We start from the raw sequence: 23,041 nt of genomic DNA, 5'->3' as shown, positions 1-23,041 counted from the left end.
GCCAATCGGGCCGGAGAGAATACCCCCGGGGTGACAGAGATCAAACCTGGGCGCCGTGTCCGGACGGTCACCCCGTCAGGACACACCGAGCAACTGATCCAGAATCTCGTCGTATGCCCGGAATCCGGCCTTCCCTTCATCCGGTGCATCCGACTCGGGCCGGAGGATGCCCGGCAGGTGCGCGACACGCCACATGCGAAAGACCAGGCCGGGAGTGCTCCCGCCGCTCGGGTCCGCCAGGGCACAGGCGATCGTCAGCACCTCGGCGATCTGCTCCGCGCCCCGGTCGGCCTCGGTGCCGGCCGCAACGGCCGCGGTGACGAGCGCCTGAAGCAGAAGCGTGAGCTGCAGGTCCGCTGCCATACGGCACATACGGCGAACCAGCGCCGGCTCCTCCAGCTTCTCCAGAGGCTCGGGGACCCCCGTGACACCCGCTGACCACAGGAGCAGAAAAGCCGCGGGCACTTCATGATCGCGCAGCCGTCCCAGCTCGTCGACGACGGCCATGCCCGAGTCACTGAACCGGCAGACCGACCGGACAGCGCTGAGCAGGCGCCCCACGTCCTCGGACCGGTCGTCCAGGAAACGGCCGACCGAGACGTCCGGGACGGACCATGAACCCGTGGCGTTCACGGCCCCGACCTCCACGACACCGCCGAGCGGGCCGAAGACGCCACGAGCCAGCATGCTCTCCGACATGGGAACGATCGAACCTGCCACTACCGCGCTCCTCGCAAGACTCTAGAACTGGCCCATCATGTGCTGAATCACCGCGTCACGCTGCGGAAGTGCGCGCGGAGAACCGGCATTCAGGATGTCGACGCCCGTCTGAGTGTCCACGAAGTACTCCGGCTGACGCCCGGCGGGCCCGCTGTGCTCGCGGAGCACCGAATCAGCGAACGATCTCGGTACTTCGGTCCGGACCACGACTCCGTCGGGGCCGGCGTACTGTGTGGCGGCCCTGTTGAAGTCATCGGTCAGGTATACGCCGGCGTCCGGTGTGTATTCGCGCCGCATGTCGTGCGAGCGGCCCAATGAGAATTCCCCGCCACTCCAGTCCCGTGAGCCGTGATAAAGAACCACGCTTTCCTCGTCGCACGACATCAGGCCGAAGGGGTCGGTCTGCCGCCACGGATGGGCCACGTAGCTGTAGGGGTCCGGAGCGGGCGCCAGTCCGAGTGGGTCCAACGAGGTGTAGCGACCACTCTCCGGGTCGTAGTGACGGTGGTAGTTGTAGTGCAGCCCGGTCTCTCGGTCCTGGTACTGCCCGGGAAAGCGCAGCGGGGTGTACGCGCTGCTCTGCCGGGGCCAGGCCGTGGCACCCCATACCGTCCGGTGGGCTCGCCAGCTCACCTCGCCGTGCGGATCTACGAGTTGGGTCGGAGTTCCGACCAGATCGGTGACGATCGCAAAGAAGCGAGCGTCTACTTCTTCCTGCGTGGCCGAGTCGGTCAGGCGTTCGGTCTGGGCGATCGGCCGCAGGCCGGAGTGGTCCCAGGTGAGGGTGACCTCATTCGGCAGAGCCGGGTCGCTGGTGGTCTCCTCCACGAGAACCGGGCCGTCCCACGTGAAATCCGTCCGCTCCACGACCGAATGGCCGCCGTCGCCGAGCCGCTCCTTGGCGATACGGCGACCGAGAGGGTCGTAGGAGTAGCGCCAGACCGTGCCGTCCGGGGTCCTGACGGAGGTCAGTCGGTCCTCGGCGTCCCAGACGTACCGCCAGACCGCGGGCTTGCGGGACAGACGTTTCTTGCAGCGCTCCACGACCCGTCCGGCGGCATCGTGGACGTAGCGCACTCCTCCCGCACGCTCCAGGCGGCTTCCGGCGTAGGAACGGCCGCCTTGCGCCGCGTCCAGTCCCGGATAACCGGACCATGAAGCGGAAGTGATGTGTCCTGCGACGTCGTAGTCATAGCTTTCCGAGCGGCCTTCCCCCCGCAGGCTCCTTACGCGTCCCATCGAGTCGGTGTTCAGAACGACGGGTCCGTCGATGGCATCGGACGCCCGGCTCGGACCGTGCTGCACTCCGTAGCTGTATTCGCGGCCCTGGACCAGCCGGTCCGCAGCCGTCCACCGCTCTTCCACAGGCCGGCCGCTCGCGTCCCACGTCTGGTCGAAGCGCAGCGAGGCATCGACGAGACGACTGATTTCCTGTCCGGCGGCATCGTGACCGAATTCGATGGCGTGGCCGGAAGTGTTCAGACGGATCAGTCGGCCGACGGCGTCATACCCGTACAGGGCACGCGCACCGGAGGGCGTCACACGGTCGGAACGGCGGCCGGCGGTGTCGTACGTCGACACCGTCGACCGGCCGTTCACCCGCTCGGCGACGACCCGACCGGCGAGATCCCGTTCCAGCCTCAGGTCGCAGCCCGGCCCCGCGGCGCGGACCAACCGTCCCATGGCGTCGTGGACGTACTCGGTGGTCTCGGTGCCGACCACCTTGGAACGTATCCGCCCCATCGGGTCGTACGTGAACGCGACTTCCTGGCTCGTCGGGTTCACCCGCCTCGACAACCGGCCGGCCGCGTCCCGCTCGTACGTTGTCCGCTGCTCGTCGAAGTCCGTTTCTGCAACGAGCCGGCCGGCCGCGTCGTAGGTGTATGCCCAACGCAGGCCGAGGGGGTTGATCGCACACGTGAGCCTCAGCGACGCGTCGTACTCGAATTCGTACCGTCCTCCATCGGCTTCCGTCTGCGCCGTGAGCAGGTCGAAGGGACCGTACTGGAAGGTCGTCAGGGCGCCGTCCGGCTTCACGTGGGACGTGCAGTTGCCCTCAGCGTCATAGGTCCACGTCTCCCGGGTGCCGTCGGGGCCGAGGACACGGGTCGGGCGGCCTTCGACGGTCCACCACAGCCTGGTGGTCTCTCCCAAGGGGCTCGTGACGGCGCTGAGCCGGCCGAAGGCGTCGTACGTGCGTGTGGTGCGCTCCCCCAGAGCGCTGATGGTCTCGCGTCGCAGGCCGGCGGCATCGCAGCGCACGGTCGTCGTGGCGCCGAGTGGGTCGGTCACCGACGCGATCGCCCCCTGGGGGTCGTAGGCGAACCGCGTGCGCGCACCGTCCGGTGCGATGGACTCGATCCGGTTGCCACGTGCGTCGTAGGTGTGCTGCCAACACGTCCCGTCCGGCAGGTTGACGTGGGTCGGCAGGTGCAGTGCGTTGTACACCACGGACACGACACCGCCGTCCGGCAGCGAGACGTGCGTCGGCCGGCCGACTGCGTCCACCTCGTAACGCGTGCTGTGCCCAAGGGGGTCGGTACGGGAGAGCAGGTGGTGGTGGTCGTCGTACTCGGTTCGAGTGCAGTGGCCGAGGGGGTCGATCTCGGCAACGACCTGGCTGTTGTCGTTGACGACGAACCGAGCGGTCGCGCCGTCGGTCGTCGTGTGACTGGTGACGCGGCATCCCGGCCAGGCGGAGAGTTCCTCGTCGTACGTGAACGTGCCGGCGACGTGTCCGGCCTGTCCGGCCTGTGAGACACATCGCCCCTGATCGTCGTAGACGTAGGTGTACCGGTGGCTGTTGCGATCGGTCCACGACGTCATACGCAGGTACTCGTCGTAGGTGAACGCGAGGCCCAGGCCGGATGAGTCGACGACCTCGGCGAGGTTGCCGTCCTCGTAGCCGTATCGCCTGACAGCGGTGTCCGAACCGCCCTCTGCCTCGACCAGGTGCAGGGCGGTGACACGGCCGTCGGAGGTGGTGAACGTGACGTGGTAGCCGCCCGAGTGCCGGATCCCGAGCGGAACGCCGGACTCGTCGTAATCAAAGGTGAGACTGTTGGCGTTGCGGTCGGTGATGCTGGTGATACGGGCGGTGCCGTCGGGCTGTGGGGCGAAGCGGCGGCTGAGACCGGTCCAGGGATCGTCCACTCGATACGACCCGTCGTCCTCCCGGCTGAGGGGCATACGGGGTCCCGCTTCGGGCAGCCACGGAGACCCTGCCTCGCTTTCGGCGCGGTAGACGAGGATCATCCCGTCCTCCGTGACGAAGAAGACGCCGTCCGTGTCGATCTCCAGACGCTGGTCCAGAGTCGAGGACCAGCCGGGGCCGAACCACCATCCGCACCCGTAGCCGGACGCGGCGCGGCGAATGAACGTCAGGGGCAGGGTCCCGGGGAGGGACACGTCCGTCTCGACCAGGAACGTCCCTCCGGTAGCGACGTCGACCGGGTCGCCACAGCCCTTGATCTTGCTCTTCAGCCGGTTGTAGGCACCCTTGGCACCGTCGGCCACCGCTGTCCTGGCGTTCTTGGCGACGCCTCGCGCGCCGAGGGCCATGCCCTTGAGCCCCAGCTTGCCCGCGGACCTCAAGCCCTTGGCGAGTCCGCCGAGGGTGGTGAGGCCCTTCATGCCGGGTATGCAGTCCAGGGCCGCGAACCCCACGTCCCACAGGGATGCTTGGCCCTTGCTGTACTTGTTGAGCGTGTCCGCGAGGACGACGAGGGCGGCGACCAGGACGATCGCGCCGAGGATCGGGCCGCCGATGATCATCGCGACGATGCCGACGATCGCGACGACCACCTTGCAGACCGCGACGATGTTGTCCCAGTTGTCGGTGAACCAGTCGCCGATGTCCTCCCACCAGGACCGGTTCTGGATGCCGGCGTCGGACGCCTCGTCGATCTTGTTCTTGGCCTCCCGGGCCGCGTCGTCACGCATCTTGCGCGCGTCCGCCGCCATCTTCTTCGCCGCGTCCAGGGCGCCCTGCGCGGAGTCCACGGACGACTGCGCGCTGGTCTGCGCTGTCTTGGCGTGCTGGACGTCACGGGTGGCGGCGCGGACCTTCGCCTCGTCCGGCTTGTCCGCGTCCGACTTGCTGCCGGTCGGGTCGTCCTTGTACTTGTCCGCCTCCTTCGACGCCCGCGTCACCCACGAGTCCGCCGAGGACAGCTTCGACTGCGCCGAGGACAGGTCGTCACGGGCCTCGCGGGCCTTGACCAGCGCCTTGTCGGCCAGGGCCTGCGCCCGCTCCAGCTTCGGCCAGAAGTCCGTGAGCGCGTCGCCGCACATCGCGTACGACTTCTCCAGCTTCTTCAAGTTCTTCGGAACCCCGGAGAACTCGTCCTTGAAGACCGTCGCCGACTTCCCCGCCCACTCGGCCAGGGTCGACTCCCCCGCCATTCCCTTCACCAGACGCAACGCCTCCGAGACGTCGTCGGCGAAGTCGTGCAACGTCTTCGCGAGCGTCCGCACCCGCTGCGGGTCCCCCGGGGTCGGGTCCTTGTCCAGGTCCAGGACATGCCAGTCACTCGGCCTGTGGCCCACCATCCCCGTTACCCCCGTCAGCTCACGTGCCGCACCAGCAACCACCCCTACGCACAAGTGAACTTACAAGGCACGGCAGTTCGAAGAAAGACGGCTCCATCGGGCAGGCGCGAAGTCGGTCAGTGCCCTGCCTCGGGGTGCCCTCGCCCGGAAATGGCGTCTGCCGACGGGGCCGAAGACCACGAAAGACTCTGGGCGAGGCAACGCGGCGCGCGTGTGTGGAGGGCGCCGGGTCATCGTCTGCGCATCGCCTTCCAGGCGTCGATCACCGCGTAGGAGGAGCTCAGTCGCCATGCGTCCAGTTTGTTTCGCACCGTTGATACGACGCTCCAGCACTTCAGCCACGTGGGCAGCCGTCGGAACGGTACGAAGGTGAGGGTGTCGTCGATGGCGTTGACCGCGATACTCCTGCGACCCGGCCCCTCCGCCCTAAGCGCGGCATACAGCTCCGGCGTCAACGCGCCGTTGAGGCGGGCCGCCGTTCCTGCCGCGGTGAAGGCGAAGCCTCGCTGGGCGATGTCCGGGAGTTGCATCGCCCTGACGATCCGGGGCGACGCCTCCTCCAGCGAGCAGTTGAAGGCGAGCCCGATGGCCGCCGTGCCGAGGCTGCGCTCGCCGCGCTCGAAAGCGGCGTCCCATTCCACCGGGTCGTCGAGAGCCAGCAGCCGTTCGCCGGTCTGCCAGCTCCAGTCCTTCGTCACGGTCGGCCGGCCCAGGGGACGCGTACCGGCTTGTGCTTCCCCCGCTCGCCGAGTCCCGTCACCCCCGTCACCCCGCGAACCGGAACGTCGACGTGATCGCGTCGAAGATGTCGAAGAAGGAGTCCGCGAGGTCGAGGACCTGGCTGCTGCCCGCCACCAGGGCGACCTTGCCCTCCTGGCCGGGGACGGGGATGTACGTCTGCATGAGGACCGCGCGGATCGTGCGGTTCAGGGCGTCGCCGGGGACCGGGATGTCCTCCACGCCCTGGGTGCGGGCGGCGGGGCCCACGCCGGGGATGTCGACCGTGGTGACCTCGCGCCAGGAGTCGCCGGGCTTCTTGGCTTCCTTGACGGCGAGTTGGCCGGCGATGGCGGCCGGGTCGGTGGGGAGGGGGTCGCCGGAGGAGGTGCGGCCGCCGACCAGGGAGACGGTGACGGAGCCCGTGATCGGGGTGTCGCCGCCGAAGCTCTCCGCCATGCAACCGCAGTACAGCGCGCCCGACTTCCACGCGTCGGACGCCGCCTTCTGGAGGAAGGTGACGTACGCGGCGCGGGAGGGCTTCAGCTCCGGGTACCGGCGTATTCGGTCGTCGACCATGCGGCGGATCGAGTCGTCCCGGGACTCCGGACGTACGTCGAACTCCCACCAGGACTCCGGGACCTTGATGCGGAAACCGCCCCGTTCGACGGTCAGTGCCTCCGTGTAACGAGCCATGTCGTGCCCGGCCTCCCCGTGCGTCGCTCGATCGGCTGTCGCGTCATCGTCCCACCGATCGGTGGCCCGGACGCCGGCGGTGTCCGGCGCGAGGGCCCCGTCGGACACGGCATGCGCACCCTCGGTACAGAAAGTCACTCACCTGTTTGGGGGAAAACCTGTAGTGGCCGCTGTAGACATGCGGCTGTCACTGTGGTTACTCTTCTGTCGTAGCCAAGAAGTCCGTAGGGCGAGGCAGAGACGAACTGCCCGCATGCGAACAGAGAGAAGAAGGAGGAGGACGCCATCAGGATCGCCCGGGCGAGCACGCTCTCACCGGGTACCGCAGACCCCGGAACGGAAGGTGGTCACACGGTCACGCATCCGCGATCCCGCAACAGAAGGCCGGCAGTGCAGTAGGCCGGCAGATGGTGTTACAAATCCCTCGGGGCCTTGGTGCCGTACGGCACCAAGGCCCCTCGACGCATTACGCAAACAGAGGTGCAGATGACCGCAGACACACCGCTCGACCCGATCGACGACGACGGCTACCCCGCGTACACCATGGGGCGGGCGGCCGAGATGCTGGGCACCACGCCCGCCTTCCTGCGGGCCCTCGGCGAGGCCCGGCTGATCACGCCCCTGCGTTCGCAGGGGGGCCATCGTCGCTACTCCCGCTACCAGCTGCGCATCGCCGCCCGCGCCCGCGAGATGGTCGACCAGGGAACGTCCATCGAGGCGGCCTGCCGCATCATCATTCTGGAAGACCAGCTCGAAGAGGCTCAGCGCATCAACGAGGAGCTGCGACGCGGTGGCGCCGTGGCATCCGGAGACAAGCCGGGGAGTGCCGCTCGTCCTGCCCGGTAGTGCCACCGACCGGGCCGCCCGGACGGGCGGGCCTGCGGATAAAATCCGTTCTCATGTCGAAGCCTGATGAGCTGCTCATTGACATCGCCGCCCGTGTGGAGTCCGCACAGAGCAGTCGGATGTCCTTGACCGTGGTCACCCACGGTGCTGTCATCACCGGTCGCCTGGCCCCCGAGTCCGTGTGGCGGCAAAGGGTGTCGGAGGTGCTGACCGACTCCACGGACCTGGGCGCCTTCTCCGCCGTGTTCGACGCTCCGGCGGAGAGGGAAGGGACACCCACCCACCTGCACTTCCATGTCGCCCGGATCCTCCAGGGCACGATGGGGATCCCGGAGACGGGCGGGATGTACCGCGTGGCGATCGAGGACGTCAGCGCCTGGACCGTGGGGGACTTCAGCTACTCCGACCACTGAAGCAGGAGCGGGCGAGGCCGGCTTTCCGAACAGGGCGGTTCCAGGCTGCCGCGATGACACGCGTATCGACGAATTGCCGCTGCGGAGAAGCGCGGAGAAACGCAGAACAGGCCGAATAGCGCGCGGAATCCGCGTACACGAATTCGTGGATGTGGCAGATACAGCTGGGGCCCGCACCCCGAAGGATGCGGGCCCCAGCTGCGAAGTGCGCGCCCGTGGGCACGCCGGCGTCAGGCGAGGACGATGTTCTCGGCCGTCGGGCCCTTCTGGCCCTGCGCGATGTCGAAGTTCACCTTCTGGCCTTCGAGCAGCTCACGGAAGCCCTGGGCGGAGATGTTCGAGTAGTGGGCGAACACGTCCGCGCCGCCACCGTCCTGCTCGATGAAGCCGAAACCCTTTTCCGCGTTGAACCACTTCACGGTGCCAGTAGCCATGTCTTGTCTCCTTCGGGGCAGTGCACCGGCGTCCGCACTGTACGGACGCCGTTTCGCCGCGTTGATCACCCCGACCGGAGAAGACCGGTGTCAAAGAGCACTTCCAACGGCACACGGACCGGTTGGAATGAGCTTTAAATTCGGGAACCACAACCGCAACTGATAACGACAGTAGCACGCTGCCGGGACCCGTGTACGTTCGGTAATTCCACTCCGTTCGCCGCCGCAGGGAAACTGTCCGCACGTTCCGTCAAACCCTTGTACCGCGGATACAGTTTTTGGGGTGCACATTCCGCAGGGATTGTTTTGCGGAGGCGTTCCGTCAGCGTTTCGCCACCGTCAGCAGCACCGCCGAGTCCTCCAGCGCCTCCAGGCTGTGGCGGGCCGGCGGGATCAGGACGAGGTCGCCGGTGCGGCCGTCCCAGGAGTTGTCGCCGCTGGTGAGGCGGACCCGGCCGCGCAGGACCTGGACGGTCGCCTCGCCGGGGTTCTCGTGTTCGGCGAGGGTGGTGCCGGCGGTCAGGGCGAGGAGGGTCTGGCGCAGGACCAGCTCGTGGCCGCCGTGGACCGTGGTGGCGCTGCGGCCGTTGGAGGAGGCGGCGGCGCGTTCGAGGTGCTCTCGGGCAAGGGCGTCGAGGGAGAGTTTCCGCATGGGCGCCAGTCTCGCGGGCGGACGCGGGGGGCGCCAGGGCCGTGTGGCCCATACGGGGCACGGTCGGCCGCGCTCCACCCCCGGGTCTCAGTACGGCTGGACCAGGACGTGCGCCGCCCCCGGGATGCCGGTCCCGAGGAGCTCGTCCTCCTCGGCGGTGGTGGGCGCGCCGGTCTCCTGGCGGAGCACGCCCGGGACATCGCCTGGACCCACATGGCCCGGGGACGCCGCCGGGCCTCCCAGGCGGTGAGGGCGGCCGGGACGTCCCGCTCGGTGTCGAGCGACTCGGCGAGGACCACCGCGTCCTCGACGGCCATGGCCGCACCCTGCGCGATGTGCGGGGTGCAGGCGTGGGCGGCGTCGCCGGCCAGGACGACGCGGCCCCGGTGCCACGGCTCCTCGACCGTCACCTGGGAGATGCGGGAGTACACCACGGCGGACGGGTCGGTGACCGCGGCGAGGGCGGCGGCCACGGGGCCGGAGAACATCGTCAGCCGCTCCGCGAGCTGCTCGTGGGCCCGCGCGGGGTCCGGGCGGAAGTCCGGCGCCTCGGCGAACACCGCACCCAGGTACATGCTCTCGTCGGTGATCGGCGTGAGCAGTGCCTTCGCCGACTCGCCCGCGGTGCTCATGACGACCCCGCGGACCTCCGGCAGCCTGGGCACGGTGACCCTCCAGTTGGCGAAGCCGGTGTACTCGGGGGCGTACTTCGCGCCGTGCAGTCGGGTGCGCAGCGCGGATCCGATGCCGTCGAAGCCCACCACCAGGTCGTAACGCCCGCCGCCCCCGTCCGAGAGGGTGACGTCGACGCCGTCGCCGTCGTCGGTGAGCTCCGTGATCGTGGCGGAGAACCGGAGGGTCGCACCGGCGGCGACGGCGGCGTCCCCCAGTATCCCGGCCAGCGCGGGACGGGGGATGCCGTTGGCGGGGGGCGCGTCGCCCATGCGGGGCTGGGGGATGGCGGCCAGCGTGTTCCCCGCGGGGTCGGCGATGGTGAGGACCTCCCACTCGTAGCCCGCCTTGAGACAGGCGTCGAGGACGCCGATGCCGCCCATGACGTGCAGGGCGTTGGACGGCTGGATGATGCCGACGCCCAGCGCCTCCAGCCCGGGGCGCAGCTCGGCGACCTCGGCGGTGTGCCCGCTTCGGGCCAGCGCCGCGGCGAGCGTGAGACCGCCGATGCCGCCGCCGTGGATCAGTACGCGCAGGGGTGAGGCCATGTCGGGGTCTCCAGGATGTGGGGTGGACGAGGGCTCGGACAGGACGACGAGGCCGCCCGGCTTGCGATCATGCCCGTCCGATGCGTCCGCCGACAGACATCCGGCGCGTCCGCCTACGGACAAGTGCCCGCCCCGCACGCCCCGTTCGGGAGCGTCGTACGGGACGGGCACGGTCGGCCCGGAGCCGGACGGCGTGCGGCCTGCGTCAGATGACGCCCTGCGCCAGCATCGCGTCGGCCACCCGCTCGAAGCCGGCGATGTTCGCGCCGGTGACGTAGTCGCCGGGGGCGCCGTAGCGCTCGGCGGTTTCGTGGCAGGTGGTGTGGATGTTGGTCATGATCGATGCCAGTTCCTCCTCCACGCGCTCCGACGTCCACGACGTACGGGCGTGGTTCTGCGCCATCTCCAGGGCGCTGACCGCGACGCCGCCCGCGTTGGCCGCCTTGCCGGGGCCGAAGGCGACGCCGGCCTTCTGGAGGAGGTGGACGGCCTCGGGGGTCGTCGGCATGTTGGCGCCCTCGGAGACCGCCTTCACACCGTTGCGGATCAGCGCGGTCGCGTCGTTCTCGTCGAGTTCGTTCTGCGTGGCCGACGGGAGGGCCAGGTCGGCCGGGACGTCCCAGACGCTGCCGCCGGGGACGAAGCGGGCCGAGGCGCCCCGGCGCTCGGCATACGCGTCGACCCGGCCGCGCTCGACCTCCTTGATCTGCTTGAGCAGGTCGAGGTCGATGCCCTTCTCGTCGACGACGTAGCCGGAGGAGTCCGAGCAGGTGACGGCGTTGGCGCCGAGGGCGGTCAGCTTCTCGATGGTGTAGATCGCCACGTTTCCGGAGCCGGAGACGACCGCGGTCTGGCCCTCCAGGTCCTCGCCGCGCTCGCGCAGCATCGCCGCCGCGAAGAGCACGTTGCCGTAGCCCGTCGCCTCCGGGCGGATCAGCGAGCCGCCCCAGCCCTGGCCCTTGCCGGTGAGGACGCCGGCCTCCCAGCGGTTGGTGATCCGGCGGTACTGGCCGAAGAGGTAGCCGATCTCGCGTCCGCCGACGCCGATGTCACCGGCCGGGACGTCGGTGTGCTCGCCGATGTGGCGGTACAGCTCCGTCATGAACGACTGGCAGAACCGCATGACCTCCGCGTCGCTGCGCCCGTGCGGGTCGAAGTCGCTGCCGCCCTTGCCGCCGCCGATGCCGAGGCCGGTCAGCGCGTTCTTGAAGATCTGCTCGAAGCCCAGGAACTTGATGACGCCCAGGTTGACCGACGGGTGGAAGCGCAGGCCGCCCTTGTACGGGCCCAGCGCGCTGTTGAACTCGACGCGGAAGCCGCGGTTGACGTGGACGCGGCCCTGGTCGTCCTGCCACGGCACCCGGAAGATGACCTGGCGCTCCGGCTCGACCAGCCGCTCGATGAGGCCCGGCTCGGCGTACTCGGGGCGGGCGGCGACGACCGGGGCCAGGGTCTCCAGGACCTCGTGGGCGGCCTGGTGGAACTCGGGCTGGGCGGGGTTGCGGTGCTCGATCTCGGTGAGGAGGTGGTCGAGGGTGGTCTGCGTCTCGCTTCGCGTCGTCACGGGGGCCCTTTCTGGCACGGCTGACACCGGAGACCGGGACGATCGGGACAGGAGTACAGGGGGTGACACGGGGGGGGTGGCACGTCCTGTCCGGTCGGTTCGGCCGGTCCGGTGGTGGGCGCTCGGCGCCGTTGCCGCGCGCGGGACACTTAAGTGTTACGCGCATGTAAACATCCACGCCAGCACCCGGCGCAGGGGGCGACCACTATGTGAGACATAGTTTTCGCATATCGGGTGATAGCGCGCACGGAGGAAGATGATCCGCGCGTCAGTCCCCGCCGACCGCACCGCCCAGCATCGCGGCGGTGAGGACCTTGCCCGCGACGCCCCAGCCGCCGTCGGGCACCTCGTCGACGAGGACGACGGTCGTGGGGCGGGCCCGTTCGCCGTAGATCTCGGCGTAGAGGTCGGTGGTGCGTTCGATCAGCTTCTTCTTGTCCTCCGGGGTGAGGGTGCCCGCGGGGACCTGGAAATGGGCGAAGGGCATGTCAGACCAGCCCACCGTTGGCGCGCAGGATCTGGCCGTTCACCCAGTGGCCGGCGGGGCTGCCCAGGAAGGCGACCACGGCGGCGATGTCCTGCGGGGTGCCCAGCCGCTCCAGCGGCGGCGTCTTCGCGAGCCGGTCGATCTGTTCGGGCGTCTTGCCGTCGAGGAACAGTTCGGTGGCCGTCGGACCGGGGGCGACCGTGTTCACGGTGATGTCCCGGCCGCGCAGTTCCCGCGCCAGGATCATCGTCATCGCCTCCACGGCACCCTTGCTCGCCGCGTAACCGCCGTACGTGGGGAACTGCGCACCCACCACGGAGGTCGAGAAGCCGATGAACGCGCCCCCCGCACGCAGCCGCCGCGCCGCCTGCTGGGCGACGACGAAGGTGCCGCGGATGTTGGTGCGGTGCATGGCGTCCAGCGCCGCCAGGTCCAGGTCGGCGATCGGCGCCAGGGTCATCCGCCCGGCCGCGCTCACGACGACGTCGACCCCGCCGAACTCCTTCTCCGCCCGGTCGAACAGCGCCGCGACCTCCTTCTCCTCCGCCACGTCCGCCTGTACGGCGACGGCGCGGCCGCCGGCCCCGGTGATCGCCGTCACCGTCTCTTCGGCGGCCGCGGCGCCGTGGGCGTAGTTCACGACGACGGCCAGGCCGTCCTCGGCGAGCTTCTGCGCGACGGCGCGGCCGATGCCGCGCGATCCGCCGGTGACGATCGCTACGCGGGTGCCCACCACTGTGCTCGTGTTCGTGTTCGTGGTCATGGGTCCACAGTGCGCCCGGGCCGCCCTCGGAGCCAGGGGATGCCATCCCCTGGGTCACGGGCCCGGCCCGGCGCAGAATGGACGGCATGAGCGCTGTGAAGTACGCCGAGCTGGGGGCGTTCCTGCGATCGCGCCGCGAGCGCATCCGCCCCGCCGACGTCGGTCTTCCGGCCGGGTCGCGCCGCCGGGTGCCGGGGCTGCGCCGCGAGGAGGTCGCCCAGCTCGCCGGGGCCTCCGTGGACTACTACAACGAGCTGGAGCGCGGCGCCGGGTCCCAGCCGTCGGAGCAGATGATCGCCGCGCTGGCACGGGCGCTGCGGCTGTCCGCCGACGAGCGGGACTACCTGTACCGGCTCGCCGACCGGCCGGTGCCCGTGCAGGGCGGGCCCGCCTCGCACGTGCACCCCGGCATGCTGGACCTGCTCGACCGGATGCCGTCGACGCCCGCGCAGGTGATCACCGACCTGCACGTCACCCTCGTGCAGAATCCGCTGGCCGCGGCGCTGCTCGGGGAGCAGTTGGCGTACCGCGGGCCCCGGGCCAGCTTCGTGTACCGGTGGTTCACCGAGCCGGCGGCCCGGCGGCTGTATCCGGAGGCCGATCATCCGATCCAGTCCCGCGCCTTCGTCGCCGACCTGCGGGCCGCCGCCGCCCGGCGGGACGCGAAGGACCCGGAGACCGGCACGATGATCCGTACGCTGCTCGACGTCTCCCCCGAGTTCGCCGCGCTGTGGGCCGATCACGAGGTGGCGTTCCGGCGCAACGACCGTAAACGGATCGTCCACCCCACGATCGGCGTCATCGAGCTGAACTGCCTCAACCTCTTCAGCGAGGACGGCCGTCAGCGGCTCCTCTGGTTCACCCCGGCGGTGGGGACGCGGAGCGCGGGGCTGCTGGAGCTGCTGGCGGTGGTGGGGACGCAGGAGGTCGTGGAGCCGACGGTCAGCGCTGCGACGCGTACGGCAGGAACGTCGCCCAGGCGGCGGGGATTCTAGCCTTTTCCTTCGTGTCGGCAGGCCTGCAACGCAGGGTTATTCCTCATCGTGCTTCGCGCCACTGAATTGAAGCGAAGCACGATGACAGCAACGTCAGCTCTCAGCGGCGTACGTCACGAAGTTCGACCACGCACCAAGTGTGAGCCCCAGACGAGGTCCGTCGGTGGTCTCCCCTTCTCGAACGTCTGGCCGCCGCTCTCGACTCCACCCTGCACCTGGACATCACACCCAACAACGACCTCTCGGTCACTTTCACTTCTCAGGCCGCTTGACAACGAATCGCCCCGCTCCTCGCGCGCGACCAGGAGCGGGGCGCGCGGCATGTGAAGCCGCCGGTCGAGGCCCGACAGCACCGACACCACCCGACAACGCCGGACAGTCACCCTACGTAGCAGCCAAGTCACTTCTCACGGTCCGCACGCACCGCCACGCTGAGTGACGTGAACCAGACCTCCGCCGAACTCACCACCGCTGTCCGCAACTTCAGTGTGCAGCTCTCTCCCACGCCACGCGGTGCCCGTCTCGCCCGTCTGCTCGCGACCGAGCAACTCCGCTCCTGGGGTCTGCCCCTGGACCCGGCACGCCACCTCGTCGCCGAACTGTCCAACAACGCGGCGGACCACGGCCGCGTCCCCGGCCGCGATTTCCGGCTCACTCTCTACGTCGTCGGCGCCATCCTCCGCATCGAGGTCACCGACACCCGTGGCCAGGAGCTCCCCCGACGCCGAGTCCGGCCGTGGCCTGCTGCTCATCGAGGCGCTGGCCGATCGCTGGCGAGTAGCCGAGGGCCGCTTTCCGCGCAAAACCGTCTGGGCCGAACTGCACGTCACGCCACCGCAACCCACGTCCTGAGGCTGCGGTGCCGTCGGCGCCTAACCAAGGAAAGAACTCGGGGCGAAAGAACCCCACCAAGCCCCACCCCTCCCGCCCGAGGCGCTCGTCACCCGGGCGGGTGAACATCACCGGCTCGGCTGGATTTCCGGGCCCCCAACTCCCCTACTCTCAGCGCAAGCGAACACACACCACCCCAAACAGACTTCGGCCCCCGCTGGGACTGCAATCCCGGTGCGAGGGCCTAACCAACAAGGAAGAAAGCACCTTCCCGATGGATACCCAAAACACTAGCGCGCCCCCGCGCGCCCAGTCAGCCCCCGCCGACAATCCGACCCGTACGCGTCGCCACGGCGGCGGCATCGTCCACGAGAACACCCGCCACACCACCCGCTTCGTCGTGATCGGCAACCACCTGGCCCAGCACAAGGAGCTGTCCCTCCTCGCGATCGGCCTCAGCTGCCACCTCCAGTCGCTGCCCACCGGTGCAGGCGCCGACATCAAGACACTCACCGCCCGCTTCCCCAAGGGCCCCACCCGCATCGCCGCCGCCCTGCGCGAACTCGAGGCCCACGGCTATCTGCGCCGCGAACGCCACCGCACGACCACCGGCCGCATCGTCAGCCGCACGGTCTCCTGCAACCAGCCGCACACGGCCGCCCGCCGCGAGCCGGCCGACACCGACGGCTTCCCGGACCGCCAAGGCGCCGCCCCGGACCGCCAACCCCACTCGGCGGAACAACTTCCCGCACGACCGGAACAAGCACCCCAGGCACACCCGCAGCGCGCCGGAACCGGCACCCGACCCGCCCCTCGCCCCCGCAAAGCCCTCCCCGCCGTCCCACAGCCCAGCTGCACCGCCCCCGCCCTACTCCAACAGGCCACCGACCTCCTCGCCACCCTGCGCCGACACGACCCCCGCCTCCTCCTCTCCGCCACCGACGCCACCCACCTGACCCCCGGCGTCGCCGCCTGGCTGGAACGGGACGTCGCCCCCACCGCCGTACGCCACGCCCTGACCACCGACCTCCCCGACGAACCCCTGCGCCGCCCCGCGGCCCTCCTCGCCCACCGCCTCACCGCGCAGCTGCCACCCCCGCCACCGTTCAAAGCCGCCCCGGCCGGTCCCCCACCGCCCCGCTACGAGGTACGCAACTGCGACGGCTGCGACCGCGGCTTCCGCGCCCCCGAGACCGAGGACCGCTGCCGCGACTGCCGTACGACCACAAGCGACGCACCGCCCGGCACACCCCCTGGGCATGTCCCTTCACACACACGTTGACCAGGAGAAACGCACCTCGATGTTCGCGTCCCGATTCCCCGGCCATCCCGGACGACTACCCTGGCCAGTGCACTCTCGGGAGGACTTCATGAGCACTCAGGCCGACCACGGACACGAGCTGGTCCCCCGCCCCGAGCAGACGCCGGACGCTCTGCGCGCCGCTCTCGCCGTCGTCGCGCCCGGGCGTCTGCCGGGGATGCAGCAGACCAAGGAAGAGGTGTTCGCCAAGGCCCTGGAATGGCAGTCGCTCAGCCCCGTACGCGGCTGGGCCCTGGCGTGGGCAGCCCGTGACATCGAGATCGCCCGCCGCCCCGACCTCGCGGCCCGCCACTCCAGGGCCAAGAACAACCTGGAACACGACGACGCGGACGTGGCCCATGAAGCCCTGCGAGAGCTGAGTGCTGTCCTGGACGAGGCGATGAAAGCAGTACACGCTTGAGCTGGGCCTGAAAGCGCGGTGGCTGTTCATCTGCTTGCAGGACGACCTCGCCCGGCGCGACTTCGCCCGCTCCCTGTCGGCGCTCGTCGACCACCACCGTTCCCTGGGGGTCCAGTGCGCGCTCGCCGTACGGGACCGCTTACGCGCCGACCAGGCCGTGGACTTCGTCGTAGTGTCGAAGGCCCCCCACTCCACCCTGGTGACGAAGTTCAGCGCCATACGTGCCGGGCAGTGAGCGCGGAGCCGAGTCCCAGCCGGCGAGCGTGGTCAGGTCGTCGTTGCGGCGGGGGCGACGCTCTCCTCCCGAGGGACGTCGAACGACATCGTGCGGGCGATGTGGGCCAATCGTGCGCTGTATGCGTCCAGGTGGTAGATCGTGGGGACCGCGAGAGTTACGTAGACGCAGTAATCGTGCGGGGCAGGAATGATCAACTGGAGCAGGCCGATGGCCATGATGGGGGCTTTCATTCCGCTGTCACCCATGGGCAGCGTCAGTGAGCGCATCGACACGGAAGTGATTCCGGGCCCACAGGGCAACTGTGTTGCGAGCAGAAGATCCTGTGCGCCCCTTGTTCCCTTCCCCAGCTCATGGTCGACGTCCTCTGTGGCCGAGTCTTGGGCGAAGTAGTGCTGTTCCTTGGCGCGGAATATGCCCTCTGCCGCCAGCAGTCGGTTGTCATGCCCGGTGTGCTGGACCGACACGATGAGGAATCCCATCGAGATCGCGTCATCTTCCATGCCGAGACACGCCGACGTCTCGATCGTGTTGGGCTGGGTCATCAGCGGAAGTACGGTGCGCATCTGCGCCGTGGCGTTGAGGCGGGCCTGTTCGTCGCTGCCGGGCATGAGCTCGTCCATGGCGGTTGCCCAGCCCGCTTCGTCCGACGCCTCCGGAAAGCGTACGAACGCCTGAGGCACCTCGTACTTGAAGGCGTACCTGAAATGCTCCCCGGCCACCGCCTTGCCGGACACCCCGCGGGGCTCGTAGGCGTGCGGACTCATGCGACCACTACCCCACCACTGGCCGGCTTGAGGCCGTTGAGGAAGCTGTCGCCGGCGGAACTGAGCATCACCGGAGGATCGACCTTCTTCGGAGGGCCGACGAGGTCGGTGTCGTCGTAGTTGTCGTCGTACTTGTCCGGCGGGTTCATGTAGTCGAGGATCGGCCCGAGAACGGGTATGTCCTGCTTGCTGAGGCTGTCGCCGAACCAGCGCTCGATGTTGGAACCCCCGGCCAACGTCAGGCCGGATCCGTTGCTGAGCTTGTCGATCACCTCGCCCACGCCGGCCGCGACGCGTCCGCCTCCGCTCATCACGAAGCCTTCGAGAGACCTCACAGCCCCGGAAGGTGCGGAGAGCGGATAGATCCAGGTCCTGGGGTTCAATCCCATCCCGCTGAAGCGGCTCACCAGTCCCTCGGCTGCCCTCAGTTCCCGGCCGGCGGCCACCAGCCCTCGTCCCGCCCCTGCCAGCTTTGCGCCTGCGAGGCCGGTACCGGCGGCAAAGAGGCCCGCCGCGTCCCAGGCCAACGTCTCCCATGTGACGTCCGCGCCCATCTTCATGGCGATCGCATGGGAAGCGAGGGCCCCGGCGGCGACGATGCAACCGGCCACGGCCAACCAGCCCAGGCCCCCGGTGAAGATGGTGATGAAACAGATCACACCGATAACCATGGCAATGTCTGCGAGCACGTCGCCCAGCGCTTTCCACCAGTCGGGGTCGGTGACGCAGTCCCATGCTCCTTCGAGCATGTCACTGGCGATTCCGACGAGTTGGTCGAAGAGTCCCGGTTCGGGGGGTGCGTAGTCGGTGGCCTTCCTGAGTTGCGACGCGGCGTGCGCTGCCGACGTATTGAACTCGTCGTTCAGCGAATGGGCACGGTTGCGGATGGAGGCCAACTCGTCCTCGGCCGCTTCGCAGGCCTTCTTCTTCTCCCTCTTGTCCTTGTCGTGCTCTTCGAGCTCCTTGGCGGACATGGAGGTCGTTTCGCTGGGAAGGCCGTCGAGCGTACTCCTTGCGCTGCCCGCCTTCCTGGCCGCCGCAGCCGCCTCTTCCTCAAGTCGTCGGGCACGTGCCTGGAAGTTGCTGACCTCCCTGTGCCAGGTGTTCAGGGCACGTGACGCCTCTTCCATCGCCGACAGGGCAGTCTTGAGGTATGGCGGCACCTCGCTGTAGGTATCCGTGAAAGCGTTGGCCGCCTTGCCGACCCACAGGCCGTCGTCCGTGCCTATCTTGTCCAGTTCCGTCTTCGTCGTGGTGCCGTCGCTACTGACCGTGCCGACTGCGAGAACGAGGTCGTTGATGGCTTCCAGGTCGCCAGGGGCGGGATCGAAGCCCAGATTGGGGTAGCCGTGCTTACTCACTTGCCGTACTTCCCCTTCTTGCCGGCGTTCTTCAGGTCGTCCCGCAACTTCTGGTCCAGCTCATCGAACGTGTCCGCCGCGTGCTTGGCGAACTTCGAGACGCCCTTCGTCATCTTCGAAAGCTGGCCGAAGCCGTAGTCCCAGGAGTCCGAGAAGTCGTCACACGCCTTCTGAAGATCGCCGTGGCCGATCTGGGTCGCGTCGGTAGTCGCCATCTTCTTGGAGGCGCCCTTCATATGGCCGCCGCCGGTCTCAAGCTTGCGTGCCATCTCTCTGACCTCGGCGCCGGCGAATCGCAGGAACGACACCGCTGCCCCCCCTTATGCCGGATTGCCCCGTTTGCTATCCAGCGTTGACTGGTCCTGTCAGTCGGAAGGTATCGCTGGTGCGATCACCGACGCCAGATCGGCTGGGCTGGAACGCGCCACAGGGCCGAGGCTTCGGAATTGCATTCGCGACTGATCCGACCCGACGGGTACGCCATATGATGTTGCGCACGGATCACGGGCCGGACAGCCGGAAGGCGGCCAATCGCCTCCGGTGGTCACCGGATGACGGGAGGCGAGATGGGCGTCGAGCGGCAGATCAGGGCTCTGTTGAGCGAAGACGCACGCGGCGCAGAGACTTTCACCCTCCAGAGCCCCTGGAACTCGAAGCGGAAGTTCGCGTCGTTCGCCTACATCGCCGAACAGTACGGCTACCTCTACTGCGGTCTTGAGCCAACGCTGTCGGGCAGCGCCCGCCCGGTGTTCCTCTTCAGACGCGACCGGAGCCCAGAGGCGCATCAGCGCGCTGCGGAAACTCACGCCCGGTACGCGTCCGCACCCCGCGGTGGCCCCACGCCGGGCATGAAACCGGTGGCGAGCGGGCTGCGGCCGCTGCCGGAAGCTCGACCCGCCGTCGATCTTCTGCGCGCGCGCATTGAAGTCGACCTCAGTGGCGATGTGCAGAGGAAGCGCACGCTGCCCTACCTCTTCATCGTGCCGATCGTCATCGTCATCGTCCTGGCCAAAGTGGGATTCACGGTGACGAGTGCGACCGTCGGAACGGGGGTTTGGCTCGCTGTTTTCGGCCTGTACTTCATGGGGCTGTGGCTCGCTCGGCGCAGGTATGCCAAGTACGCGCGGATCCTGAAATCCGCGGGCTGGACCACACCGGAGAGCTGACCCCTGGCGCTGAGCGCTCGCTGGACGGAGCAGCTGCCATGTTCACTGAAGGGGCGAGGCAAACCAATCGGTCGGTGACCGACCGTCCTACCGGTTGATGGCCTGGATCTCCTGCACGACCACGTCCTGCTCAGCGCCGGTGCCCATGGAACAGGCGCTGCGGTCCATTTCCGCCACGGTCGGGTTGCACCGGGCCGACGGACCGGACGCCACGGTCGTCGAGGTCGGTGGGTCGAGCGCGGAGGGGCTGGCCCGGTACCTGTTCAGCCTCGCCACTCCGTTGCGCGTCCTGGCTCCGGACTCTGTACGGGCGGCGCTGTTGCGCCGGACGCGGGAGCTGCTCGCCGCGAACGACGACGCAAGTACTTGAAGTTTCCTCCAGAGGTCCGTACCAACCTCTTGCCCCCGCCTTCACCGCGTCGCAAGCTCCCCTCATGGAGCTGGAGTTGCGGCATCTCAAGACGGTCCGGGCCATCGCCGACGCCGGGAGCCTCACCAGGGCGGCGACGGCTCTCGGTCTCGCGCAGCCCGCGCTGAGCGCACAGCTCAAGCGGATCGAACGGGCCCTGGGCGGCGCGCTGTTCGTACGGGGACGGCACGGCGTGCGGGCCACCGCGCTGGGCGAACTGGTGCTGGAGCGCAGCCGGATCGTGCTCCCGGCGGTGACCGAGCTGCAGCAGGAGGCGGCCCGGTTCGCCCGCGCGCCGCGCACCACGGAACGGCTGCGGATCGGCGGCACCCACGGTCCTTTACTGGGTGCCCTCCTCGACCGGCTGGCCGGTGTGGCGCCCGACGCCCGGATGACGACCTGCACCTCCTGGTCCGAGCGCGAGCTGGCCGGTCAGCTCGCGGAGGGGCGGCTGGACTTCGCCCTGGCCGGGACCTGCGGCACCGCGTCACCGCCCGGCGGCGAGGGGCTGGTGTGGCGGGAGGTCGCCGTGGACCCGGTGTTCGTCATGGTGCCCGAGGGCCACCCGCTCGCCGACCGTGCCGAGGTGGACCTGACCGAGCTGGCGGACGAGGAGTGGGCCTGCGTACCCGGAGACGGCTGTTTCGGCGACTGCTTCACCGCGTCCTGCGCCCGCGCCGGCTTCACCCCGCGCCGCATGTACGAGACGGACACCGCGTCCCTGGTCCACCTGGTGCAGGTGGGGCGGGCGGTCGGGCTGTGCCGGGCGACCTTCCCGACCACGCCCCGGATCGTGACCCGGCCGCTCACCGGCACCCCGCTGACCTGGCGGCACCTGCTGGGCTGGCACGCGGCGACGCAGCGGCAGGACACGGCGGGCGCCGTGCTCTCCCAGGCGCGCATGGCGCACGCGAGCGTGGCGGCGAGCAGCGACAGCTACACGGAGTGGATGTCGGCACACCGGGTTCCCTGACGCGTCCTCCCCTCCCCCCGGCATTCCATAACACCGGGGAGAGGGACGGCTGAGCTCTTATGACGGCCGGTCGTCCCTCCCTACGGTTTCGGCACCTCCCCACCGAGACCGAGGAGATCCCCCATGCACCACCGACACCACAGAGCCATGGGTGCCGCCGTCGCCGCGACCGCGGCCCTGCTCGTGGCCGGGCTCAGCGGCTCCGCGAGCGCCGGGACGGCACCCGTCGACCCCGCCCCCACCGCCGCCGAGACCCTGCGCACCGACGCCGCGCCGCCCGCTCTGCTCAAGGCCATGCAGCGGGACCTCGGCCTCGACCGCGGGCAGGCCGAGCGCCGCCTCGGCAACGAGGCCGAGGCGGGTGCCACGGCGGCCCGCCTGCGCGCCGCGCTCGGCGGCGACTTCGCGGGGGCGTGGGTGACCGGTGCCGAGTCCGGCACGCTGACCGTCGCGACGACCGACGCGGGCGACGTCTCCGCGATCGAGGCCCGGGGCGCCGAGGCGAAGGTCGTGCGCCACTCGCTCGCCGACCTGGACGCGGCCAAGGCCCGCCTGGACCGCGCGGCGGCGAAGCGCGACACCGCCGACGCGCCCGTCTGGTACGTCGACACGCGCACCAACACCGTCGTCGTCGAGGCGATACGCCCGGCGGCGGCGCGTTCGCTGCTGGCGGCGGCCGGTGTCGACCGTTCCCTCGCCCGCGTCGAGAGCCGCACCGAGCGGCCCCGCACCTTCTACGACCTGCGCGGCGGCGAGGCGTACTACATCAACAACAGCAGCCGCTGCTCGATCGGCTTCCCGATCACCAAGGGCACCCAGCAGGGCTTCGCCACCGCGGGCCACTGCGGCCGGGCCGGCGCCGGCACCACGGGCTCCAACCAGGTGGCCCAGGGCACCTTCCAGGGCTCGATCTTCCCCGGCCGCGACATGGCGTGGGTGGCCACCAACTCCAGCTGGACGGCGACCCCGTACGTCAACGGCGCGGGCGGCCAGAGTGTCCAGGTCACCGGTTCCACGGCGGCTCCGGTCGGCGCGTCGGTCTGCCGCTCCGGGTCGACGACCGGCTGGCACTGCGGCACCGTCACGCAGCTGAACACCAGCGTCACCTACCAGGAAGGCACCATCTCCCCGGTCACCAAGACCACGGTGTGCGCCGAGCCCGGGGACTCCGGCGGCTCCTACATCTCCGGCAGCCAGGCGCAGGGCGTCACCTCGGGCGGCTCCGGCGACTGCCGGTCCGGCGGCGAGACCTTCTTCCAGCCGATCAACGCCCTGCTCCAGAACTACGGGCTCACGCTCAAGACCACCGGCGGCGACGACGGCGGCGAGGAGCCCGGCGGCGGCGAGGAGCCCGGCGGCACCTGGGCGGCCGGCACCGTCTACCAGCCGGGCGACACCGTGACGTACGGCGGCGCCACCTACCGCTGCCTGCAGGGCCACCAGGCCCAGCCGGGCTGGGAGCCGTCGAACGTTCCCGCGCTGTGGCAGCGAGTGTGACACCCCACTGACCCCCACAGGGG

General features: G+C 69.5%; 22 protein-coding genes and 2 pseudogenes. 11 read left to right on the top strand and 13 right to left on the bottom strand.

Features of this window, described 5'->3' with window-relative positions; genetic code table 11:
- Positions 1-75: 75 nt before the first annotated feature.
- The 4 genes from ACIQFU_RS04120 to ACIQFU_RS04105 form a co-directional block, all read right to left on the bottom strand.
- A complete protein-coding gene (locus tag ACIQFU_RS04120) occupies positions 76-720 on the bottom strand; it encodes a hypothetical protein (RefSeq protein ID WP_402548819.1) in 645 nt (214 codons plus the stop codon).
- A 21-nt stretch (positions 721-741) separates the two neighbouring features.
- Positions 742-5,271 carry an RHS repeat-associated core domain-containing protein gene (locus ACIQFU_RS04115; RefSeq protein ID WP_402548817.1) on the bottom strand — a complete coding sequence of 1,510 codons (4,530 nt, stop codon included), beginning with the start codon at positions 5,269-5,271 and terminating at the stop codon, positions 742-744.
- 230 nt (positions 5,272-5,501) lie between these two features.
- Positions 5,502-5,969 (bottom strand): hypothetical protein, encoded by a 468-nt coding sequence (locus ACIQFU_RS04110; RefSeq protein ID WP_402548815.1) that lies wholly within the window; start codon positions 5,967-5,969, stop codon positions 5,502-5,504.
- 67 nt (positions 5,970-6,036) lie between these two features.
- On the bottom strand, positions 6,037-6,684 hold the full coding sequence (locus tag ACIQFU_RS04105) for a hypothetical protein (RefSeq protein ID WP_402548814.1): 648 nt from the start codon (positions 6,682-6,684) through the stop codon (positions 6,037-6,039).
- Positions 6,685-7,170: 486 nt separating this feature from the next.
- Between ACIQFU_RS04105 and ACIQFU_RS04100 the strand changes: the two genes are divergently transcribed.
- Positions 7,171-7,530 carry a MerR family transcriptional regulator gene (locus tag ACIQFU_RS04100; protein WP_402548813.1) on the top strand — a complete coding sequence of 120 codons (360 nt, stop codon included), beginning with the start codon at positions 7,171-7,173 and terminating at the stop codon, positions 7,528-7,530.
- Positions 7,531-7,583: 53 nt separating this feature from the next.
- The gene (locus ACIQFU_RS04095) at positions 7,584-7,943 is read left to right on the top strand and encodes a hypothetical protein (RefSeq protein ID WP_402548812.1); all 360 of its coding nucleotides are present in this window, start codon (positions 7,584-7,586) and stop codon (positions 7,941-7,943) included.
- 230 nt (positions 7,944-8,173) lie between these two features.
- On the opposite strand, the gene ACIQFU_RS04090 is transcribed toward ACIQFU_RS04095, so the two are convergent.
- From ACIQFU_RS04090 to ACIQFU_RS04065, 6 genes and pseudogenes are all read right to left on the bottom strand, one after another.
- Positions 8,174-8,377: a cold-shock protein gene (locus ACIQFU_RS04090; RefSeq protein WP_402548811.1), complete on the bottom strand. Its 204-nt coding sequence runs from the start codon at positions 8,375-8,377 to the stop codon at positions 8,174-8,176.
- Between the two features lie 322 nt (positions 8,378-8,699).
- The gene (locus tag ACIQFU_RS04085) at positions 8,700-9,029 is read right to left on the bottom strand and encodes a cupin domain-containing protein (RefSeq protein WP_402548810.1); all 330 of its coding nucleotides are present in this window, start codon (positions 9,027-9,029) and stop codon (positions 8,700-8,702) included.
- Between the two features lie 87 nt (positions 9,030-9,116).
- Positions 9,117-10,249, bottom strand: a pseudogene (locus ACIQFU_RS04080) (FAD-dependent monooxygenase).
- Positions 10,250-10,454: 205 nt separating this feature from the next.
- Positions 10,455-11,813: an NADP-specific glutamate dehydrogenase gene (gdhA, locus tag ACIQFU_RS04075; protein WP_402548809.1), complete on the bottom strand. Its 1,359-nt coding sequence runs from the start codon at positions 11,811-11,813 to the stop codon at positions 10,455-10,457.
- Between the two features lie 268 nt (positions 11,814-12,081).
- A complete protein-coding gene (locus ACIQFU_RS04070; protein ID WP_402548807.1) occupies positions 12,082-12,300 on the bottom strand; it encodes a 4-oxalocrotonate tautomerase family protein in 219 nt (72 codons plus the stop codon).
- Between the two features lies 1 nt (position 12,301).
- Positions 12,302-13,063 carry an SDR family oxidoreductase gene (locus ACIQFU_RS04065; protein WP_402548805.1) on the bottom strand — a complete coding sequence of 254 codons (762 nt, stop codon included), beginning with the start codon at positions 13,061-13,063 and terminating at the stop codon, positions 12,302-12,304.
- A gap of 77 nt (positions 13,064-13,140) precedes the next feature.
- Between ACIQFU_RS04065 and ACIQFU_RS04060 the strand changes: the two genes are divergently transcribed.
- The 5 genes and pseudogenes from ACIQFU_RS04060 to ACIQFU_RS04040 all read left to right on the top strand — a co-directional run bounded on the left by ACIQFU_RS04060 (position 13,141) and on the right by ACIQFU_RS04040 (position 16,845).
- Positions 13,141-14,058: a helix-turn-helix transcriptional regulator gene (locus tag ACIQFU_RS04060; protein WP_402548803.1), complete on the top strand. Its 918-nt coding sequence runs from the start codon at positions 13,141-13,143 to the stop codon at positions 14,056-14,058.
- A gap of 440 nt (positions 14,059-14,498) precedes the next feature.
- Positions 14,499-14,910: pseudogene (locus ACIQFU_RS04055) on the top strand (ATP-binding protein).
- A gap of 253 nt (positions 14,911-15,163) precedes the next feature.
- Positions 15,164-16,171: a helix-turn-helix domain-containing protein gene (locus ACIQFU_RS04050; RefSeq protein WP_402548802.1), complete on the top strand. Its 1,008-nt coding sequence runs from the start codon at positions 15,164-15,166 to the stop codon at positions 16,169-16,171.
- 88 nt (positions 16,172-16,259) lie between these two features.
- Positions 16,260-16,610 carry a hypothetical protein gene (locus ACIQFU_RS04045; protein WP_402548800.1) on the top strand — a complete coding sequence of 117 codons (351 nt, stop codon included), beginning with the start codon at positions 16,260-16,262 and terminating at the stop codon, positions 16,608-16,610.
- A gap of 34 nt (positions 16,611-16,644) precedes the next feature.
- Positions 16,645-16,845 carry a hypothetical protein gene (locus tag ACIQFU_RS04040; protein WP_402548798.1) on the top strand — a complete coding sequence of 67 codons (201 nt, stop codon included), beginning with the start codon at positions 16,645-16,647 and terminating at the stop codon, positions 16,843-16,845.
- Between the two features lie 32 nt (positions 16,846-16,877).
- Here ACIQFU_RS04040 and ACIQFU_RS04035 read toward each other — a convergent pair whose 3' ends face one another.
- The 3 genes from ACIQFU_RS04035 to ACIQFU_RS04025 are packed head-to-tail and all read right to left on the bottom strand — an operon-like array spanning position 16,878 to position 19,242.
- Positions 16,878-17,582 (bottom strand): hypothetical protein, encoded by a 705-nt coding sequence (locus tag ACIQFU_RS04035; protein ID WP_402548796.1) that lies wholly within the window; start codon positions 17,580-17,582, stop codon positions 16,878-16,880.
- A gap of 26 nt (positions 17,583-17,608) precedes the next feature.
- Entirely contained in the window at positions 17,609-18,973 is a 1,365-nt protein-coding gene (locus ACIQFU_RS04030; RefSeq protein ID WP_402548795.1) for a putative T7SS-secreted protein, read from the bottom strand.
- Positions 18,970-19,242: a hypothetical protein gene (locus tag ACIQFU_RS04025; RefSeq protein ID WP_402548793.1), complete on the bottom strand. Its 273-nt coding sequence runs from the start codon at positions 19,240-19,242 to the stop codon at positions 18,970-18,972. Before ACIQFU_RS04025 ends, ACIQFU_RS04030 begins: the two co-directional genes overlap by 4 nt.
- Before the next feature lie 297 nt (positions 19,243-19,539).
- Between ACIQFU_RS04025 and ACIQFU_RS04020 the strand changes: the two genes are divergently transcribed.
- The 4 genes from ACIQFU_RS04020 to ACIQFU_RS04005 all read left to right on the top strand — a co-directional run bounded on the left by ACIQFU_RS04020 (position 19,540) and on the right by ACIQFU_RS04005 (position 23,018).
- Entirely contained in the window at positions 19,540-20,139 is a 600-nt protein-coding gene (locus tag ACIQFU_RS04020; protein WP_402548792.1) for a hypothetical protein, read from the top strand.
- A 145-nt stretch (positions 20,140-20,284) separates the two neighbouring features.
- On the top strand, positions 20,285-20,509 hold the full coding sequence (locus ACIQFU_RS04015; protein WP_402549246.1) for a WYL domain-containing protein: 225 nt from the start codon (positions 20,285-20,287) through the stop codon (positions 20,507-20,509).
- Positions 20,510-20,573: 64 nt separating this feature from the next.
- On the top strand, positions 20,574-21,521 hold the full coding sequence (locus ACIQFU_RS04010) for a LysR family transcriptional regulator (RefSeq protein ID WP_402548790.1): 948 nt from the start codon (positions 20,574-20,576) through the stop codon (positions 21,519-21,521).
- Between the two features lie 123 nt (positions 21,522-21,644).
- On the top strand, positions 21,645-23,018 hold the full coding sequence (locus tag ACIQFU_RS04005) for an alpha-lytic protease prodomain-containing protein (RefSeq protein ID WP_402548788.1): 1,374 nt from the start codon (positions 21,645-21,647) through the stop codon (positions 23,016-23,018).
- Positions 23,019-23,041 lie beyond the last annotated feature (23 nt).

Origin of the sequence: Streptomyces sp. NPDC093065 (genome assembly GCF_044754585.1) — a bacterium.
Lineage (GTDB): Bacteria > Actinomycetota > Actinomycetes > Streptomycetales > Streptomycetaceae > Streptomyces.
Note: the sequence above shows the minus strand (reverse complement) of the source record. Positions and strands in the feature narration are given on the sequence as shown.